Source organism: Bacteroides sp. M10 (assembly GCF_014334015.1).
GTDB classification, from domain to species: Bacteria; Bacteroidota; Bacteroidia; order Bacteroidales; family Bacteroidaceae; genus Bacteroides; species Bacteroides intestinigallinarum.
Map to the genome: position 1 here is coordinate 5,855,963 of NZ_CP060488.1, position 18,103 is coordinate 5,874,065.

At 42.0% G+C, this 18,103-nt stretch carries 16 protein-coding genes; 7 read left to right on the forward strand and 9 right to left on the reverse strand.

Annotation, left to right across the window (positions count from 1 at the left end):
- Positions 1–40 precede the first annotated feature (40 nt).
- The 4 genes from H8796_RS21800 to H8796_RS21815 all read right to left on the reverse strand — a co-directional run bounded on the left by H8796_RS21800 (position 41) and on the right by H8796_RS21815 (position 2,916).
- Positions 41–853 carry an SDR family oxidoreductase gene (locus H8796_RS21800; RefSeq protein WP_004304110.1) on the reverse strand — a complete coding sequence of 271 codons (813 nt, stop codon included), beginning with the start codon at positions 851–853 and terminating at the stop codon, positions 41–43.
- A 21-nt stretch (positions 854–874) separates the two neighbouring features.
- Positions 875–1,948 carry a substrate-binding domain-containing protein gene (locus H8796_RS21805; protein WP_117937554.1) on the reverse strand — a complete coding sequence of 358 codons (1,074 nt, stop codon included), beginning with the start codon at positions 1,946–1,948 and terminating at the stop codon, positions 875–877.
- 390 nt (positions 1,949–2,338) lie between these two features.
- The gene (locus H8796_RS21810; protein ID WP_004297124.1) at positions 2,339–2,626 is read right to left on the reverse strand and encodes a YtxH domain-containing protein; all 288 of its coding nucleotides are present in this window, start codon (positions 2,624–2,626) and stop codon (positions 2,339–2,341) included.
- Between the two features lie 44 nt (positions 2,627–2,670).
- Positions 2,671–2,916 (reverse strand): GlsB/YeaQ/YmgE family stress response membrane protein, encoded by a 246-nt coding sequence (locus H8796_RS21815; RefSeq protein WP_004304114.1) that lies wholly within the window; start codon positions 2,914–2,916, stop codon positions 2,671–2,673.
- Between the two features lie 207 nt (positions 2,917–3,123).
- Between H8796_RS21815 and H8796_RS21820 the strand changes: the two genes are divergently transcribed.
- Positions 3,124–4,329, forward strand: a complete 1,206-nt coding sequence (locus H8796_RS21820) for an MFS transporter (protein ID WP_117937556.1) — start codon at positions 3,124–3,126, stop codon at positions 4,327–4,329.
- Between the two features lie 92 nt (positions 4,330–4,421).
- On the opposite strand, the gene H8796_RS21825 is transcribed toward H8796_RS21820, so the two are convergent.
- The 5 genes from H8796_RS21825 to H8796_RS21845 form a co-directional block, all read right to left on the reverse strand.
- On the reverse strand, positions 4,422–5,219 hold the full coding sequence (locus H8796_RS21825; RefSeq protein ID WP_147340124.1) for a hypothetical protein: 798 nt from the start codon (positions 5,217–5,219) through the stop codon (positions 4,422–4,424).
- A 105-nt stretch (positions 5,220–5,324) separates the two neighbouring features.
- Positions 5,325–5,651: a type II toxin-antitoxin system RelE/ParE family toxin gene (locus tag H8796_RS21830; protein ID WP_117937560.1), complete on the reverse strand. Its 327-nt coding sequence runs from the start codon at positions 5,649–5,651 to the stop codon at positions 5,325–5,327.
- The gene (locus tag H8796_RS21835; RefSeq protein ID WP_122135901.1) at positions 5,642–5,899 is read right to left on the reverse strand and encodes a hypothetical protein; all 258 of its coding nucleotides are present in this window, start codon (positions 5,897–5,899) and stop codon (positions 5,642–5,644) included. The genes H8796_RS21830 and H8796_RS21835 overlap by 10 nt, the downstream gene beginning before the upstream one ends.
- 181 nt (positions 5,900–6,080) lie before the next feature.
- Entirely contained in the window at positions 6,081–7,562 is a 1,482-nt protein-coding gene (locus H8796_RS21840; protein ID WP_117937564.1) for a RagB/SusD family nutrient uptake outer membrane protein, read from the reverse strand.
- 14 nt (positions 7,563–7,576) lie between these two features.
- Positions 7,577–10,705 carry a TonB-dependent receptor gene (locus H8796_RS21845; RefSeq protein ID WP_117937566.1) on the reverse strand — a complete coding sequence of 1,043 codons (3,129 nt, stop codon included), beginning with the start codon at positions 10,703–10,705 and terminating at the stop codon, positions 7,577–7,579.
- Positions 10,706–10,862: 157 nt separating this feature from the next.
- On the opposite strand from H8796_RS21845, the gene H8796_RS21850 reads away from it, so the two are divergent.
- From H8796_RS21850 to bioD, 6 genes are all read left to right on the forward strand, one after another.
- Positions 10,863–11,972, forward strand: a complete 1,110-nt coding sequence (locus H8796_RS21850) for a DUF4421 domain-containing protein (RefSeq protein WP_117937568.1) — start codon at positions 10,863–10,865, stop codon at positions 11,970–11,972.
- 92 nt (positions 11,973–12,064) lie between these two features.
- A complete protein-coding gene (gene bioA, locus H8796_RS21855; RefSeq protein WP_117937570.1) occupies positions 12,065–14,479 on the forward strand; it encodes an adenosylmethionine--8-amino-7-oxononanoate transaminase in 2,415 nt (804 codons plus the stop codon).
- Between the two features lie 221 nt (positions 14,480–14,700).
- Positions 14,701–15,855: an 8-amino-7-oxononanoate synthase gene (locus H8796_RS21860; RefSeq protein ID WP_117937572.1), complete on the forward strand. Its 1,155-nt coding sequence runs from the start codon at positions 14,701–14,703 to the stop codon at positions 15,853–15,855.
- A complete protein-coding gene (locus H8796_RS21865; protein ID WP_117937574.1) occupies positions 15,852–16,502 on the forward strand; it encodes a DUF452 family protein in 651 nt (216 codons plus the stop codon). Before H8796_RS21860 ends, H8796_RS21865 begins: the two co-directional genes overlap by 4 nt.
- A gap of 82 nt (positions 16,503–16,584) precedes the next feature.
- Positions 16,585–17,427, forward strand: a complete 843-nt coding sequence (gene bioC, locus H8796_RS21870) for a malonyl-ACP O-methyltransferase BioC (RefSeq protein WP_074637668.1) — start codon at positions 16,585–16,587, stop codon at positions 17,425–17,427.
- Positions 17,424–18,077, forward strand: a complete 654-nt coding sequence (gene bioD / locus H8796_RS21875) for a dethiobiotin synthase (RefSeq protein WP_074557980.1) — start codon at positions 17,424–17,426, stop codon at positions 18,075–18,077. Before bioC ends, bioD begins: the two co-directional genes overlap by 4 nt.
- Positions 18,078–18,103 lie beyond the last annotated feature (26 nt).

The window sequence follows — 18,103 nt, forward strand, 5'->3', positions numbered from 1 at the left end:
TACTAATTATGATTAAAAACAGAATGATATCATCCCAATATTAGATAGAGAATGCATCAAATCCACCGTCGATAACAGCTACTGTACCTGTTACGAAGTTAGAAGCATCGCTAATCAAATAATGGATTGTTCCATAAAGGTCTTCCGGTTCACCGAAACGGTTGAATGGAGTATGAGCGAGAATGGTCTTTGAACGGTCAGTCAGAGAACCATCCGGATTAGTCAATAATGCACGATTCTGATCGGTCAGGAAGAATCCCGGAGCGATGGCATTTACACGCAGACCGTTACCGAATTTCAAAGCCAGTTCGCCAGCCATATATTTAGTAAAGTTGGCAATAGCTGCTTTTGCCGCACCATAACCTACCACACGGGTCAATGGACGAAGAGCCGATTCAGAGCAGAAGTTTACAATAGAACCTTTCTTCTGTTCTACCATAATTTCAGCAAATACCATTGTAGGCAATACTGTACCGAAAAGGTTTAGATCCACCACTTTCTTGAATGCATCAATCTGCAAATCGAAGAAAGTCTTATCCGGAGCGATAGTTGCACCTGCCATGTTACCTCCGGCAGCGTTCAACAATACATCAATACGGCCATAAGCCTTCATGATTTCTACCTTGTTACCTTCCAGCACTTCCTTATCCATTACATCCGTGTAAAGGAACATAGCTTCATTTCCTTCGGCTTTGATACTGTCTACCAATGCTTTTCCTGCTTCTTCACTTCTGTCGAGCACAACTACTTTTGCACCTTCCTTTGCGAGATACGCAGCAATACCTTTACCTAAAATACCAGCTCCACCGGTGATAACAACTACTTTGCCTTTTACGTTAAATAATTCATTCATGGTTCTTACAAATTTATATGTTTATAATTTATTGTTCAGATAATATTTCAGATTCTCTTTGAGAAGAATATCGATAGGCATCAAATTAACCTTTTCACTGCTCTGTTTGAACAACAGATGATTACACAATGATTTAATACCATCATATCCCTGACGCTCCGGACGCTGCGCAATCAATGCGGTTATGACACCTTCGGAAAGCAACTGTGTATTTCTCCCGATAAGGTCATAACCAACCAGTTTAACAGACTGCATTCCTCTCGCTTTCAGGTAATTCCCTAAAATATAACAAGTTGAATTGAAGATAACAGCCCCATTTATATTTGGATTAGCTTCAAATATTTCATCCAGTTTTATGAAGTTATACACTGAATCATTTATTTTCAGCTCCACTTCATGCAGATTTCCATTGAATCCTGTTTGCGTGAGATAATGGCAGAAACCTTCCCGCCTGTTCTTTCCCTGATTAGAGTCATTCTTCCCACTATGAATAATTCGCGCCATCAATATATCGGAAGACGAAGAAAGCCGGTCCATCAACAATCTGGCAGCAATCACTCCGGCATCATAAGACTCCGTTCCGAAATAAGCCAGTTGATGTTGCCCTCCAATGTTGGAGTCAACATACACATAAGGTATTTCATTCCTGTCAAGTTCCTGCGAAAGCCGGATAACAGAATCCGTAAACAAAGTCGCAATCAATACACCATCTACTTTCTCATTCAGCAGATTACGGATGATATCATCAAAAGTCTTGTTATTATATTGATCGAAAAAGAGTTTGGTAATGGTGATGTTATACGATTCCATTTCCGACGCTGCTTTATCTATGCCTTCCGAAATAGCTTCCCAATACTCTCCCTGAACAAAAGAAGGAGTAATCGCAAGAAGATGATATTGCTTTTTGGAAGCCGCCAATGAACGTGCCATCAGATTGGGCTGGTAATGTACCATCTCCAGAATCGCCTGTACCTTTTTCCTGTTTTCTTCAGATACCCTGCCACGATTATGGATTACACGATCTACCGTGCCAACAGAGACACCTGCCATCTTGGCAATGTCTACAATCCGAATATTTGAAAACTCTTTATCCATCTATTGATAAGTATCTTGTTTTTCATCGGCAAAAGTAAAATGAATTATTGAATTAAGCAATAGTGTGTGCGCACACACATAATACATAATAAAGAATATGCTGCTAATAATCAATAAGTTAACTACAACAGCGAGGAAGTATACATGTTGTTAAACATAAGAAAAAGTAAAGATAGTATAGATAAAAAAGCACTTATCAGATGAGAAACCAGAGGAAAAGTAGCTTTTAATTCTTGAAGGAAGTGAAAATAATGGAGAAGATACACCAATATGTGTTCGTGCACACATCATTCAGATAGTGACTGATAAGGCTAGAAATAAAAGATTAAACGTATATAAAATAAAACAGGTAACCGATTCTATTTAAATCGATTACCCGTTTTGGAGTTCTTATTTCCCCCACTTATCTTTTGCTTTTCCAGCCACTTTATCGGCTTCATCTGCTACTTTATCAGCAATTTCCGCACCGGCTTCTACTGCTTTAAGTCCAAGATCCACTGCTTTTCTTTCAGCATGAGCAGCAGCTATTTCAGCATCACGACCTATGCGATGGATAGCATTATAAATTTCACTTTCTAATTGTTTTGCTTTTGCTGTACGTGAAAGACGATAAGCTACTGCGCCAAGGATTGACCCAATTCCGAGTCCAATCCAGAAATTTCCATGTCTACATTCCATAATCAAGTTCTGTTTTTAGGATTAAAAATAAATTATATAAATATCTATTTAGATTTCGAGAATAAAGAAGCAATCCATAATACAAGGATAGCTCCTACGGTGGAAGTTATCAAACTTCCGATCAGTCCTGAAGCTGCCAGTCCGAAAAGGGCAAACACCCAACCGCCCAGTACACCTCCAAGAATACCAAGTAATAAATTTATAACAAGACCAAAACCTCCGCCGCGCATTATTTTACCTGCGAGGAATCCAGCCACAATACCAATAATGATATACCATATAAAGCCCATATAATCCTCCTTTTTTATTTAACAACAGTAGGTATGAAGAATAGTTCAGTCACTCAAAACTGAATTAACGACAATTTACAATCCTTAGTCTTAGAGCTTTATTCCTATCATATTGAATTAATCACAGCAAATATATATTGAGAAACGGGAAGTTTCCGTACCTTTGCAGCCGATTTTTCAGGAACACTTCAATAGTAAATAGGTATTATGGTACAGAATCAGGAACAACCCGTAGGAAAAATTACATTTTCCATTTTGATTGCATTGAGTCTTTCGCATTGCCTCAACGATCTTTTACAGTCGGTGCTATCAGCATCTTATCCTTTATTTAAAGATGATTTAGGACTTAGTTTCGCGCAAATCGGACTTATCACACTAGTTTATCAACTTTCCGCTTCAGTTTTTCAACCGATTACCGGAATTTTCTTTGATAAGCATCCCGTCGCATGGTCATTGCCTATCGGAATGAGCTTTACACTGATTGGTTTGATAAACTTAGCATTCTCTGATAATCTATACTGGATATTAGCCTCCGTATTCTTAATCGGAATTGGCTCTTCCGTACTGCATCCGGAAGCCTCCCGTATCACGTTCCTTGCCTCCGGCGGAAAACGTGGACTGGCACAATCACTCTTTCAGGTAGGTGGTAACTTCGGAGGTTCATTAGGCCCTTTGCTGGTTGCTCTGTTGGTGGCTCCTTATGGCAGGCAACATCTCATCGTATTTGCATTTGTGGCTTTAGCTGCTATCGGAGTGATGTACCCAATTTGCAAATGGTATAAATCATATCTAAACCGGATGAAAGCACAGACTGTCAGTGTCAGAAAACCTGTTCATCTTCCTTTGCCTATGGATAAGACAGCCCTTTCAATCGCGATATTGCTGATTCTGATTTTCTCCAAATATATTTATATGGCAAGTCTCACCAGCTATTATACTTTCTACCTGATTCATAAATTCAATGTAAGTGTACAAGATTCGCAGCTATATTTATTTATCTTCCTGGTAGCTACTGCTATCGGAACATTAATTGGCGGACCTGTCGGTGACCGTATCGGTCGGAAGTATGTAATTTGGGCTTCTATTTTAGGAGCTGCCCCATTTAGCTTACTAATGCCACATGCCAATCTGCTGTGGACTATTATCCTTAGCTTCTGTGTGGGATTAATGCTTTCTTCCGCTTTTCCTGCCATATTGCTTTATGCACAGGAGTTGCTTCCTACCAAACTTGGATTGATATCCGGTTTGTTCTTTGGATTTGCTTTCGGAGTGGCCGGTGTAGCATCTGCCGTACTTGGCAATTTAGCGGATAAAACGAGCATTGAATATGTATATAACATCTGTGCTTATATGCCACTACTGGGATTAGTCACGTTCTTCTTGCCTAATTTAAAGAAGAAAAAGATTGGATAGAAATCTATATAAATAAAATCGCCCTGCTATAATGATTATAGTGGGGCGATTTATATTGTTTATAATCTGAACTCGTCTTCACATTTTTAGCTTCAATATCTACTTGATTGCCCTTCATAGATACGTTTCACAGAAGTGACATTGGGATATGTTTTATTATATATTTTCGTTACATCTTCTACTAACCAACAATACAGTGGGCCAAGAGCGCGAGTAGCATCATCTTCTGATGGAGTTTTTTCCGGAGAGGTGAAATAAAGCACATGGTCCATATCATTATAATTCACATAAATAAAAGAAGTAAATGTCTTTTCATCCGTTTGCCTTATCTCTCTGGTAAAAGAAGCAGTAATAACGTTAGATATATCATCCTTTGAAGGAATTACAGTAAGCGTACCACTATCTTTTGTATCATAAATAAATTTAATTCCGCCAGTTACATGCATATCCGAGCTTGCAATAACTTGATTTTCTAAATCTACTTTCTCATCACCCTCAAGTCCTTCGACTTTTACACTTACTTTCTTTGTAGTAAACGATTTCGTACCTTTGATTATCTTTATATCAATTTTAGCAGTCAGTCCATTCGCATCTTTCACTACAAGAAATGTTGTTCCCAATTGAACGGGAGCTATCATCACATAACCATATTCTTCCTGAATCTTAGCTTTTGCTATCTCTTCATCACCAGTTTCTACAGTATAAGGAGCTACCCCACCTGTCATTCCTACAGCAGCACCATCAGTTATCTCCATTACTATATCACTAATAGGTTGATCTGGGAAATAAATATCATCTATTTCATAAAGAAAGAAACGTTCATCATCGTTATCACAGGATACTAATCCTAAGCCAATGAACAACAATAAAAATAAAAGTCTAGTTTTCATACTTTAATTTGTTAATTTGTGAGTGTGAGTAATAATTATCCTACAAAAATACTAATATTCACCATACGGTATTCCAATAAGTCACTATATTATTTATTCTAATTATTAACGAAGTCTTCCTTTAGCCTCATGTTCTAAAGTTTTGGGATTACGACGAGTGTCCCAAAGGGCGATAATAAAAACACGATCATTCATAACTGCATACACAAGTTTGCATAGTCTATCAACAGGAATAGAGTGTAATTCCATCTCTTCAAAATCCTCCAGCAAAGGCTCTACTTTTCCAAGAAATGGAAACTCACATAAATTCCGAGTAACATGTACAACTTGTTGTCTGAAAAGGCGAGCCTCTTTCATCGAAAACTGGGTTTCAATATAACAAAGGATGACCTCTAAGTCATCCAATGCCTCGTAATCCCATACTATTTCCATCGTTCCGTACGCTTCAACATCTCATCCTGCGAAGCATATTCTCCTTGTTTATAGCGTACTAAAGCACTTTCTGCACGTTTCTTTATACATTCTATTTCATCTTTGCAGGGAGATTCCGCTTCCTGCTCTTTACGCGCAACACGCGATTTGCGACGCAAAGCTTTTAAGGCTTTTAAAGCTTCAGCCGTCAGATCATCATCAGCAATAATAGCAGCCACCTCTTTAAGAAGTGAAGCCCTAAGTTCCATTGTAGACATATTAATTATCTCCTTTCTTTATAATACAAAGTTACAATAAAACAGTTACATAACCTACGAAACTCTATTCTATTAACATACTTAACAGAAGAAAGAAAACGACCGGTATGCATCGTCACGACGTATACCGGTCTACAAGTTAAGGTCAAAGTCAAAAAATTAAGAGAGCTATTTATATGTTAGGGTTAGCGTTTATTTCTTTCTGGGGAATAGCATACAAATAATAGGTGCTATTTACTGTAAACGGTTTACCGTTCGGGAAGTTAAGGAACCAATGTCCCAGAGGATTTCGTTTTTCAAAGCTACCACCCTCCTGCCAACAATCGACTTCTGTCTTCTGCATTTCATCAGATAAAGCAGTACGTACTACGGAACCCTGTGTACGAAGTACATCTGTAATACCGAATCCCTCTCCCCAAAGTTCGCGGCGACGTTCCATCAGAATCTCATTAAGAACATCTTCCTGCGATTTCCCTGTCACGTCATAATCTCCCACTCCACGGGCATTGCGCAACGTATTCAATGGAATGACAGCCTGATTCAAAGCTACTCCATCACGAACTTTCGCCTCCGCTTCTATCAAATACATTTCAGAAGCACGCATCAAGACCAGATCAGCTGTATCATCTGCACGCATGTGGAATTTCTTATATCCCAGATACCCTTCACGCATCCACTGAAACAAAGGCAGACGAATGTCACCCTCAATAAAGGTATCTTTTAGATGAGGATCGGCCATAAAGCTACTATAAGCTCCGACGTATGTTGCATCCAGATAATAGAAGTTGTAGCTGGCATCCGATTGAGAAGGTATTTGAGGAAATCCCCATATCCATTCTTTATTGGAAATATTATTGAAGCCTTCGTATTCGGCTGTAGTTGTCATCAACGCATATCCTGTACGTGCGGCTTCAGCTGCTTTCGCTGCTTCTTCCCACTGCCCTGTCAACAGATAAGCACGAGCCAAGAGGCCATCCACCACGGCAACATTCGGTTTGAATTTCTGGTTATCACCACTCCTGACATAGTTCTTCAAATAATCCTGTGCCAGGTTTAGATCATCAAAAATACGCTGATAAACCTGTGCCACCGTTGATTTTCCTTTCGGAACTGTCGAACTATTACTCGGTTCGGTATATATAGGAACACATGGAGCATCTTTATCTTTCAGATAAGTGAATTGATAATGCTGCACCAAGTGTAAATAACAGAAAGCACGCAACGCCAATGCCTGTCCCTGCGCCTGCCGGAGCTCCTCCGAATCTCCCTGAATGGAAATGGCAGTATTACAGTTATCAATCGTTTTATATATCAGATACCAAGCAAATTCTGTTCTATTGTTTGAAGGTAACGCTATATCGTTAAACTGATACGAAGAGTTGAAACCGTATTTCGGACGGGAAACAACATCACTTGCCATCATGTCATCCAGACACTGAAGCGCCCGATAACCGATATTGGCATAAGTACTTGAATAATCAAACAGATTATACCAGGCACCATTCACAAGTGCCGCTGCATTTTCGGGCACAGGTACTTTTTCTGAACTTACCGCATCCGTTGGGTCCGTATCCAAAAAACTGCTGCTACAACTCGTTGCCAGGAAAAGTCCGGCAACTGCGGCAAGAATAGATTTAATTTTTATTTTTCTCATAATTTAGTCTGAATTTAGAAAGAAACGTTGATACCTCCGGAGATCGTTCGCATAGCCGGATAACGATAATAAGTGATACCGGTAATTCCCTGTTCAGGGTCTAGTCCCTGATTCCGGTGAATGGTAAACAGATTATCTCCTTGTACATATACCTGCACACTGCTCAATGATAACTTACTAATCCATTGTTTGGGTAAGTTATAGGAAAGAGTCAGGTTTTTCAATCGCATATACGAATTATTCTGCAAGAAACGGGTAGAAGCCGAGTTCCAGTTATTAGTGGTAGTACTCAAAGCGGGAACATCTGTATTACGATTGTCGGGAGTCCATCTTTTTAGAATCTCCGTCGACCAGTCGCGTCCTTCCAGACTTCCATTATGCAGAATCATTGTAATATCACGATTGTAGATATATCCACCTATACTATAAGCAAAGATGGCAGAAAGATCAAATCCTTTCCAGGAAAGAGAGGTATTGAATCCACCATACACTTTCGGGAGAGAAGATTTATTGACGTAATAATAGTCGGCCGAACCGTAATCGTTTGTTGTGACACGTTTTCCGGTCGGATTGTGATTTTCATCTTCTTCATCCATATACCACAACGGGTCTCCGTTTTCCGGATCTACTCCCGCCCACTCTATCATATAGAAATCATAAACAGAACGGCCTACCTGCAACTTGTTCACACCACTTTGCGGCATATCTTTCAAAGGAAGATCCGTCACCTTATTCTTATAATGTGTCAGATTCATACCCAGTTTCCATACCCAACCATTCTGATTGATAATTGTTCCGTTCAACACCATTTCTATACCTGTATTCTTCAAGGCTCCTACATTCTCGTCAATAGAACCATATCCCAGAGAAGGAGCTATCGGACGTGAGTAAAGCAAATCTTTCGAACGACGTGTAAAGAAATCAAACGAACCGGAAAAACGGTTGTTGAACAGGGAGAAGTCGATACCCACGTTAAAGTTGAGGTTCGTTTCCCATTTCAGGTTCGGGGTCGCCATACGGTCGGACACTAACGCATTTTCTCCCAGATTGGAAACAATGGTATAAAGCCCTTTACTCGCATAATACGTACCCAAGTTATCGTTTCCCTGTGCACCATAGCTCATTTTCAGAGTTAGGGCAGACAACCAGTCGGAAGTGCTTGCCATAAACTCTTCCCGGTCGATACGCCAGGAAGTACCCAGCGACCAGAAATTTCCCCAACGGGTTTCGGGCGCAAAGCGTGAAGAACCGTCGCGACGATAAGATGCCGAGAAGAAATATTTATTTTGATAATCATATAACGCTTGAGTCAGATAACCCACCAATGCATAGTCAATACGATATCCCGAACCTCCGGTCAGCTGTGAGCCGACTACCAATTCCGGCATATCAGGCTGCGCCATTTTGGAACGTGATGCTGTCAGTTCATCGTAACGGTAAGAATAGGCTTCCACACCGGCAAGGACATTAAAATGATGTTCACCGATTGTCTTGTCATACGTAGCAATATTGTTCCACGTCCAGGAGAAAGTGCGGGTATTCATCCGGCTGACGCCGCCTCCGTTCTCTTTAGCCGGACCTAACTTCGGATTCGTATAATCCAATGTATTATAATTAATCAAGTCAAAGTTGAAACTTGTCTTGAATTTCAGTCCTTCAATAATCGTAGCTTCCAGAAAAGTACGACCGGAGACTTCATCTTTCATTCGTTCCGATTTATCCAAAGGCAAAGTAGCCGGAAGGTTCCAGTTTGCCATCGAACCGGAAGGACGATAGGAACCAAAGTCATAAATACGATCTCCACTCTCATCCAATTTGTAGCTACCATCCGTATTCATTTCATAAATAGGATAAAATCCCGGCATGGTACGTCCTGCGGTAATCACATTACTGGTTTTGGAATCGGAAGAAACCGGATAATTCTGCATGGAATGTGCGAAACTCAAGTTGACGCCTCCCTTCAACCAGGAAGTCATCTCGCTGGTGATATTGGAACGAAGATTGAAACGCTGGTAACCGGATTCGAGTGCAATACCTTTATCATTCAGGTATCCGGCAGAAAAGAAATACTGATTCGCTTTTCCACCTCCGGAAACACTTAGATTTAACTCTGTGCGAAGTGCCTGTTGCTCCATGGCGTCACTCCAGTCAGAATTCCATAACGGACGGGCACCTGCCACCAGCTTTCCATCTGTACCGACCGGTTGCGCATATTGAGGACCATAGGGGTTCGGGCCACCTCCCATTAATTTCGTTACCAAGTCTTTGGATGCTTGCGTCGCGGCAGTTGCCGGAGTATAATCCGCACTCTTGGCATACTGATTGCGAAGTGCTTCCCAATATAATTCGAAGTATTGGTCGGTACTGACACGATCATAATCGCGTACGGCACGGTTGGAACCTCCTAACGAAGCTTTCACCTTTACTGTTGCTTTGGTATTCTGGTCTCCCTGCTTGGTCGTGATAATAATCACACCGTTTGCACCACGGGAACCATACAAAGCAGCAGAGGCCGCATCTTTCAATACTGTCATCGAAGATATGTCATCCGGATTGATAGAGTTCACACTACCATCGAACGGGACACCGTCCACTACATAAAGCGGAGCGCTGGAAGCGTTGATAGACCCGATACCACGAATACGGATTTCTGCATCCGTACCCGGCTGGCCGCTTGCCGCACTCGCCTGTACTCCGGATACCGTACCCTCCAATACACGTGATATGCTGGAAGTCTGTAACTTTTCAATCTCACCTGCTTTCATCGTCGAAGCTGCTCCGGTAAAACTATACTTTTTAGCGGTAGCATAAGCTACCACCATTACTTCTTCCAGTTCCTTACTTTCCGATTCCAACGTGACGTTAATCACACTCCGGTTATTCACCGGTTGTTCCACCGTTCTCATTCCTACAAAACGGAACACTAAAGTGCCGGTCGCAGGAATCTCAATCGAATACTTTCCATCAATATCGGTAATGGTGCCGGAAGATGCTCCTTTCAATTGTACGGAGACACCAGGCAAAGGTTCTCCTTCAGAAGTCACTGTGCCTGTCACGCGTTTCTCCTGCTGTGCTTCCGCATATACTATATTTCCTGCAAAAAGCAGAAGAGACACGACTAATAAACGTAAATAGATTCTCATAATTTTGTGGCTTAAGATTTATTTGCTTGTTGTAACTAACAGTATATTGAACTTTTTTGTTTAGGAAACGAAACATTTTTTAGAAGATTGCTAGTATAAATCAACGAAAGGTAGTACATTCGTGAAACAAAAAATATCTATACCAACAAAGAACCACATGGGGAAACGGGTTATTCTATATCTTTTTCTGTTATTTTCACTGTCCTTACAGGCACAGACTGAAGAGAAAGTCTCTTTAGGCAACGATAGTACAGAAGTAGATTCCACAGCAACCGCCAAGCCAAGTGCTTTTAAAAGAGCGATCAAGAAGTTTATGAACTTCAGTGATTTTGATACGCTCTATATCAGTCCCAACCGTTATAACTATGCGCTGATGGTTACTCATTTCAGCAACTTTGAGTATTATTCTATCACCAGTGAATTGCCGCAGCCACAGAAACTTAGTTTTTCTCCCAACCCGCACAACAAGATAGGATTGTATTTCGGCTGGCGATGGATTTTCCTGGGATGGTCTGTAGATGTAAACGATATTTTCAAAAAAGGCAACCGAAAGAACAGAGGAACAGAATTCGATCTTAGCCTATACAGTTCCAAACTGGGGGTGGATATCTTCTATCGCCGCACCGGTAATGATTACAAAATACATAAAATCAGAGGATTTTCAGACGATATTCCCTCCAACTATTCCGAAGATTTCAGCGGAATAAAGGTAGATATCAAAGGACTGAATCTATATTATATCTTCAATAACCGTAAATTCTCTTACCCTGCCGCATTTAGTCAGTCCACCAATCAACGACGCAATGCAGGTACATTTATTGCAGGTTTTTCCATTTCAAAGCATCATCTCGACTTCGACTATACAGCACTTCCGGGATTTATCCAGGAGGCGATGAATCCTGCCATGAAAGTCAAGAATATTAAATACACCAATGCCAACATCAGTTTCGGCTACGCCTACAACTGGGTCTTTGCCCGCAACTGTCTGGCATGCCTGTCTCTCACCCCTGCCATTGCCTACAAAGCTTCCGATGTGGACGCAGAAACGAATGAAGCAAAAGCATGGTACGGCAAATTCAATCTGGATTTTCTGGTTCGGGCAGGGATTGTCTACAACACTGGCAAGTATTACGTAGGTACTTCTTTTGTTGGAAAAAACTACAATTATCATCGCAACAATTTCTCTGTCGACAATGGATTCGGTACTCTCCAAATATATGCTGGATTCAACTTCAACACCCGCAAAGAATACAGGAAAAAGAAATAATTCCACAGAAACTAGAAATCATCAACTTGCTTGCTTATCCAAAGAATCTTTGTACATTTGCCACGTTCTAACGAGCAAAAGTAAAAAAATCAATGAAGCAACAACGCCACATACAGACCACACGCACTCTTCTTTCCCGCTTTCGCTACTGGGGAAGAAAGAACTATGCTGCCTTTGCAAGTATGGGACGCGAATTCCAAATCGGTCATCTGCATACCAATGTAGTGGACGTTGCTCTTCGTAAGCAGAATGCTGCACAAACTATCCCTTATCATACATTTATGACACTTCAGGAAATCAAAGACCAAGTGTTGGCGGGTATCGACATATCACCCGACCAAGCTGCTTGGCTAGCCAACATGGCTGACAGCGAGGCGCTTTATGCCGCCGCGCATGAGATTACCGTCGCGCGTGCTTCGCACGAGTTCGACATGTGTTCCATCATCAACGCCAAGTCCGGCCGATGTCCGGAAAACTGCAAATGGTGTGCACAATCCTCCCACTACCAGACTAAAGCCGAGATTTACGATCTCCTTCCCGCTGAAGAATGTCTTCGACAGGCCCAATACAATGAAGCCCAGGACGTCAACCGATTCTCCCTCGTTACCAGCGGACGAAAACCATCTCCCAAACAGATTACTCAACTTTGCGATACAGTCCACTATATGCGTCGACATTCGTCGATTCAACTTTGTGCTTCTCTGGGACTGCTCAATGAAGAAGAATTGCGTTCCCTGCATGAAGCAGGAATCACCCGTTATCACTGTAATCTGGAAACTGCCCCGTCCTATTTTTCCAAACTCTGCTCTACGCATACGCAAGAACAGAAAGTGGCTACTCTCGATGCAGCCCGTCGTGTAGGCATGGATATCTGTTGCGGAGGTATCATCGGCATGGGAGAAACGATGGAACAACGGATTGAATTTGCTTTCACCTTGGCAGAACTGAATGTTCAATCCATACCTATCAACCTGCTTAGTCCGATTCCGGGAACTCCACTGGAAAACGAGCAGCCTCTAAGCGAAGAAGAAATACTTAAAACCATCGCACTCTTTCGTTTTATCAATCCGACCGCTTTTCTGCGTTTTGCCGGAGGACGTTCACAACTTTCTTCCGAAGCGATGCACAAGGCATTATATATCGGAATTAATTCGGCTATCGTAGGCGACCTATTGACAACACTCGGCTCCAAAGTATCGGAAGACAAAAAGATGATTCAGGAAGAAGGCTATCATTTCGCCGATTCCCAATTTGATCGCGAGCACATCTGGCATCCGTACACTTCGACTACCGATCCGCTTCCTGTATATAAAGTGAAACGGGCAGACGGCGCTACCATTACCCTCGAAGACGGACAAACGCTCATTGACGGAATGTCTTCCTGGTGGTGTGCAGTGCATGGATATAATCATCCGGTATTGAATCAGGCGGCAAAAGAACAATTAGATAAAATGTCTCATGTCATGTTCGGGGGACTGACGCATGATCCGGCCATAGAATTGGGGAAATTGTTATTGCCTTTGGTTCCTTCCTCCATGCAGAAAATATTCTATGCAGATTCCGGTTCGGTAGCCGTAGAAGTGGCACTGAAAATGGCTGTACAATATTGGTATGCAGCAGGAAAACCGGAAAAGAACAATTTCGTGACTATCCGTTCCGGCTATCACGGTGATACGTGGAATGCCATGTCTGTATGTGATCCGGTGACGGGTATGCACAGTCTTTTCGGTTCGGCATTGCCTGTACGTTATTTTGTCCCGTCCCCCACTTCCCGGTTCGACGGAGAATGGAATCCGGAAGATATACTACCTTTACAAGAGAGGATTGAAAAACATTCAAAAGAGTTGGCGGCGCTTATCCTGGAACCGGTGGTACAGGGAGCAGGCGGAATGTGGTTTTATCATCCGCAGTACCTGCGTGAAGCCGAAAAGCTTTGCCGGAAGCACGATGTTCTTCTTATCTTCGACGAAATAGCAACAGGATTCGGACGTACCGGCAAACTTTTTGCGTGGGAACACGCCGGAGTAGAACCGGATATAATGTGCATCGGCAAAGCACTGACCGGAGGATATATGACACTTTCTGCTGTATTGACCAGTAACCGGATAGCAGATACCATCTCCAACCATACACCGGGAGCTTTTATGCACGGACCTACATTTATGGGGAATCCACTTGCGTGTGCAGTGGCCTGCGCTTCCGTCCGCCTATTACTCGAATCCGGTTGGCAAGAGAATGTAAAACGAATCGAAACTCAACTGAAAGAAGAACTGGCACCTGCACGGGAATTTCCGGAAGTGGCTGATGTACGAATACTCGGAGCTATCGGAGTCATTGAAATGAAGCGTCCGGTAAATATGGCCTATATGCAACGACGATTTGTGGAAGAAAGAATCTGGGTACGTCCCTTTGGAAAACTGGTATATCTGATGCCGCCTTTCATCATCACTTCGGAACAATTAAGCAAGCTGACTTCCGGGTTACTTAAAGTTATTCAAAAAAGATGACAGACAAGAAGGGTATTACCGGATTTTCACCCAAGAATCTGTTCCTCGGTGAGCAAAAGGGTGTTCCTCGGTGAGGAACGGGCCTTTCCTCACCGAGGAAGGATACCTTGGTCGGTGAGAAACTTTCGGAATAGTTCTTCTGATGATAAACATCTTATAAACAACTGATTACGTTTTCAATCATTCATATATCAAATACTGATTACTTAAAATAATAATTCATGACATTAGAGTATATAAACCAGGAACTCCAGACCTTGAAAGAGAGAAAGAATTACCGTTCTCTCCCACCGCTAATCCACGAGGGCCGAGATGTTCTGCTGAACGGACAACGAATGTTGAACCTATCTTCTAATGATTATCTCGGACTGGCCAATGACATCTCATTGAGGGAGGAATTCTTAAAGACACTCACTCCCGAAACATTCCTGCCTACCTCCTCTTCTTCCCGGTTATTGACCGGTAATTTTAGTGACTATCAGAAGCTGGAACAACAGCTAGCCACCATGTTCGGAACGGAAAGTGCACTCATATTCAATAGTGGTTATCACGCCAATACAGGAATACTTCCTGCCATTTGCAATACTCATACACTGATTCTTGCTGACAAGCTGGTACATGCAAGCCTGATAGACGGAATTAAATTATCATCAGCTAAATGTATCCGGTATCGTCACAATGATATTTCCCAGTTGCAACGACTGATTGCTGAAAATCATAACGCTTATGAGCAGCTTATTATTGTTACCGAAAGTATCTTCAGCATGGATGGCGATGAAGCTGATCTTCCCGCTCTCATTCAACTCAAAAAGAGTTATTCCCATGTTCTTCTTTATGTAGATGAGGCTCATGCTTTTGGTGTACGGGGAGAAAAGGGATTAGGATGTGCTGAAGAACAGGACTGTATCAATGATATAGACTTTCTGGTAGGAACATTTGGAAAAGCCATTGCTTCGGCAGGAGCTTATATCGTCTGCCGACAACTCATTCGGGAATATCTTATCAATAAAATGCGTACGTTTATATTCACCACTGCCCTTCCTCCTATCAATATTCAGTGGACTTCATGGGTGTTAGAACACCTTTCAGCTTTACAACATAAGAGAACTCACCTGCTACAAATCAGTGAAAAGCTAAAGGTAGCCCTTACAGACAAAGGATATAATTGCCCATCGGTGAGCCATATTGTACCTATGATTATAGGAGCCAGTGAAGATACCATATTAAAAGCAGAAGAACTCCAACGCAAAGGATTCTATGCGTTGCCCGTCCGTCCGCCTACCGTACCCGACGGAACTTCACGCATCCGTTTCTCACTGACAGCGGACATCACAGAACATGAAATTGACCAACTCATCAAACTGATAAACGAATGAAGCAGCATTTTATCATAAAGAATAATCAGAAGCATCTATTGCTTTTCTTCGCCGGTTGGGGAATGGACGAAACTCCTTTCCTGACCATTCATCCTGCTAATAAGGACTGGATGATTTGCTATGACTACCGTTCATTAACATTTGATGCCAGTTTATTGGAAACCTATTCCCAGATTACACTCATCGCCTGGTCGATGGGAGTTTGGGCAGCTTCTCAACTCATAAGGCAGTATCCACATCTGCCTGTTTCCCAAAGTATCGCCATCAACGGTACCCTCTATCCCATACACGAAACCAAAGGTATTGCTCCCTCTATTTTCGATGGTACATTCCAAGGATTGAACGAACAAACCTTGCAGAAATTTCAAAGAAGAATGTGTGGTTCAATAGCTGACTATAAAGCTTTTCAAACCGTATCCCCCCAACGTCCGGTTGAAGAACTTAAAGAAGAACTTGCCGCCATACAACAACAATATTTATCATTGCCTCCCTCTGATTTTAAATGGCAAAAAGCTATCATAGGAAAAGGCGACCGCATTTTCCTCCCGGATAACCAATATTTGGCATGGGAAAACCAAGTGGACTCTCTTGAACAAGTGGAAGCGGCACATTACCAACAGGAGCTTTTTAATACAATACTCATGTAGCCGGATACTGATGCATCCATCATTTTAGAATAAAGTAATTATCATACCATCAGTATATCAGCATATTAAATAAAGATTGATTATGAATAAACGACTAATCGCAGAACGTTTTTCAAAAGCTATCACTACCTATCCAAAGGAAGCAAACGTGCAACGGCAAATAGCAGATAAAATGATTCGTCTGCTTGCGAAACATATATCTTCTCCCTGCTCGAAAGTGATTGAATTTGGCTGCGGAACCGGTATTTACTCCCGTATGCTGCTCCAAACCCTCCGCCCGGAAGAGTTATTACTCAATGACCTTTGCCCCGATATGAAATATTGCTGCGAAGACTTATTAGAGAAGAAGCAAGTTTCTTTTCTTCCGGGAGATGCCGAGACAGTCTCTTTCCCCACCGAAAGCACACTGATTACTTCCTGCTCCGCCCTGCAATGGTTCGAGTCACCGGAAAACTTCTTCGAAAGGTGTAATACTCTGCTCGATAATCAGGGTTATTTCGCTTTTAGCACTTTTGGAAAAGAAAACATGAAAGAAATACGCGAACTTACCGGCAACGGACTTCCTTATCGTTCACGGGAAGAGCTTGAAGTAGCTTTGTCACCCCATTTTGACATATTATATTCAGAAGAAGAGCTTATCCCGCTTTCGTTCGAAGACCCGATAAAAGTACTATATCACTTGAAGCAAACCGGAGTCAATGGTTTATCAACGCAATCCTCTCCTGCCGGGAAACAAGAGAACGATTTGTGTTCATCAGACGACAATTCAAAAAATAATTCTAAGAACAATCTTCCCCAACAGCAGTGGACTCGTCGTGACTTGCAACTCTTCTGTGAACGTTACACGCAGGAATTTACTCAGGGCACTTCTGTGTCCTTAACATATCACCCTATTTATATCATCGCAAAAAAGAAAAAAGTATGAAACAGAATGTATATTTCGTAAGCGGCATCGATACGGATGCCGGAAAGAGCTATGCCACCGGCTTTCTAGCTCGTGAATGGAACAAGAACGGGCATCGTACCATCACCCAGAAATTTATTCAAACGGGAAATGTAGGTCATTCCGAAGATATTGACCTACACCGGCAAATCATGGGAATCCCTTTCACCAAAGAAGACCAAGAGGGACTAACCATGCCGGAGATTTTCCCTTATCCCGCCTCTCCGCATCTTGCTTCCCAGCTGGATAACCGTCCCATCGACTTTAATAAAATAAAACGTGCAACCGAAGAATTGAGTGAACGGTATGACTCTGTTTTACTCGAAGGAGCAGGCGGCCTTATGGTTCCTCTGACTACCGAACTCTTGACCATTGACTACATTGCTCAAGAGAAATATCCACTTATCTTTGTTACTTCGGGCAAACTGGGGAGCATCAACCATACCCTGCTTAGTCTCGAAGCAATACAAAAACGCGGCATTATACTAGATACCGTATTATATAATTTATACCCTACCGTAGAAGACAAAACGATTCAGAATGATACAATGGAATTTATCCGGACCTGGCTGAAAAAGTATTTTCCGGAAACGAAGTTTATACTGGTTCCGGAAATAAAAAAGAATCTATAGAAAAGCAATCACCGACTACTTTCACT

Excerpts from the sequence above, each read along its gene's own strand:
- H8796_RS21800 (WP_004304110.1), bottom strand. The coding sequence starts at position 853 with ATGAATGAATTATTTAACGTAAAAGGCAAAGTAGTTGTTATCACCGGT.
- H8796_RS21805 (WP_117937554.1), bottom strand. The coding sequence starts at position 1,948 with ATGGATAAAGAGTTTTCAAATATTCGGATTGTAGACATTGCCAAGATG.
- H8796_RS21810 (WP_004297124.1), bottom strand. The coding sequence starts at position 2,626 with ATGGAATGTAGACATGGAAATTTCTGGATTGGACTCGGAATTGGGTCA.
- H8796_RS21815 (WP_004304114.1), bottom strand. The coding sequence starts at position 2,916 with ATGGGCTTTATATGGTATATCATTATTGGTATTGTGGCTGGATTCCTC.
- H8796_RS21820 (WP_117937556.1), top strand. The coding sequence starts at position 3,124 with ATGGTACAGAATCAGGAACAACCCGTAGGAAAAATTACATTTTCCATT.
- H8796_RS21825 (WP_147340124.1), bottom strand. The coding sequence starts at position 5,219 with ATGAAAACTAGACTTTTATTTTTATTGTTGTTCATTGGCTTAGGATTA.
- H8796_RS21830 (WP_117937560.1), bottom strand. The coding sequence starts at position 5,651 with ATGGAAATAGTATGGGATTACGAGGCATTGGATGACTTAGAGGTCATC.
- H8796_RS21835 (WP_122135901.1), bottom strand. The coding sequence starts at position 5,899 with ATGGAACTTAGGGCTTCACTTCTTAAAGAGGTGGCTGCTATTATTGCT.
- H8796_RS21840 (WP_117937564.1), bottom strand. The coding sequence starts at position 7,562 with ATGAGAAAAATAAAAATTAAATCTATTCTTGCCGCAGTTGCCGGACTT.
- H8796_RS21845 (WP_117937566.1), bottom strand. The coding sequence starts at position 10,705 with ATGAGAATCTATTTACGTTTATTAGTCGTGTCTCTTCTGCTTTTTGCA.
- H8796_RS21850 (WP_117937568.1), top strand. The coding sequence starts at position 10,863 with ATGGGGAAACGGGTTATTCTATATCTTTTTCTGTTATTTTCACTGTCC.
- bioA (WP_117937570.1), top strand. The coding sequence starts at position 12,065 with ATGAAGCAACAACGCCACATACAGACCACACGCACTCTTCTTTCCCGC.
- H8796_RS21860 (WP_117937572.1), top strand. The coding sequence starts at position 14,701 with ATGACATTAGAGTATATAAACCAGGAACTCCAGACCTTGAAAGAGAGA.
- H8796_RS21865 (WP_117937574.1), top strand. The coding sequence starts at position 15,852 with ATGAAGCAGCATTTTATCATAAAGAATAATCAGAAGCATCTATTGCTT.
- bioC (WP_074637668.1), top strand. The coding sequence starts at position 16,585 with ATGAATAAACGACTAATCGCAGAACGTTTTTCAAAAGCTATCACTACC.
- bioD (WP_074557980.1), top strand. The coding sequence starts at position 17,424 with ATGAAACAGAATGTATATTTCGTAAGCGGCATCGATACGGATGCCGGA.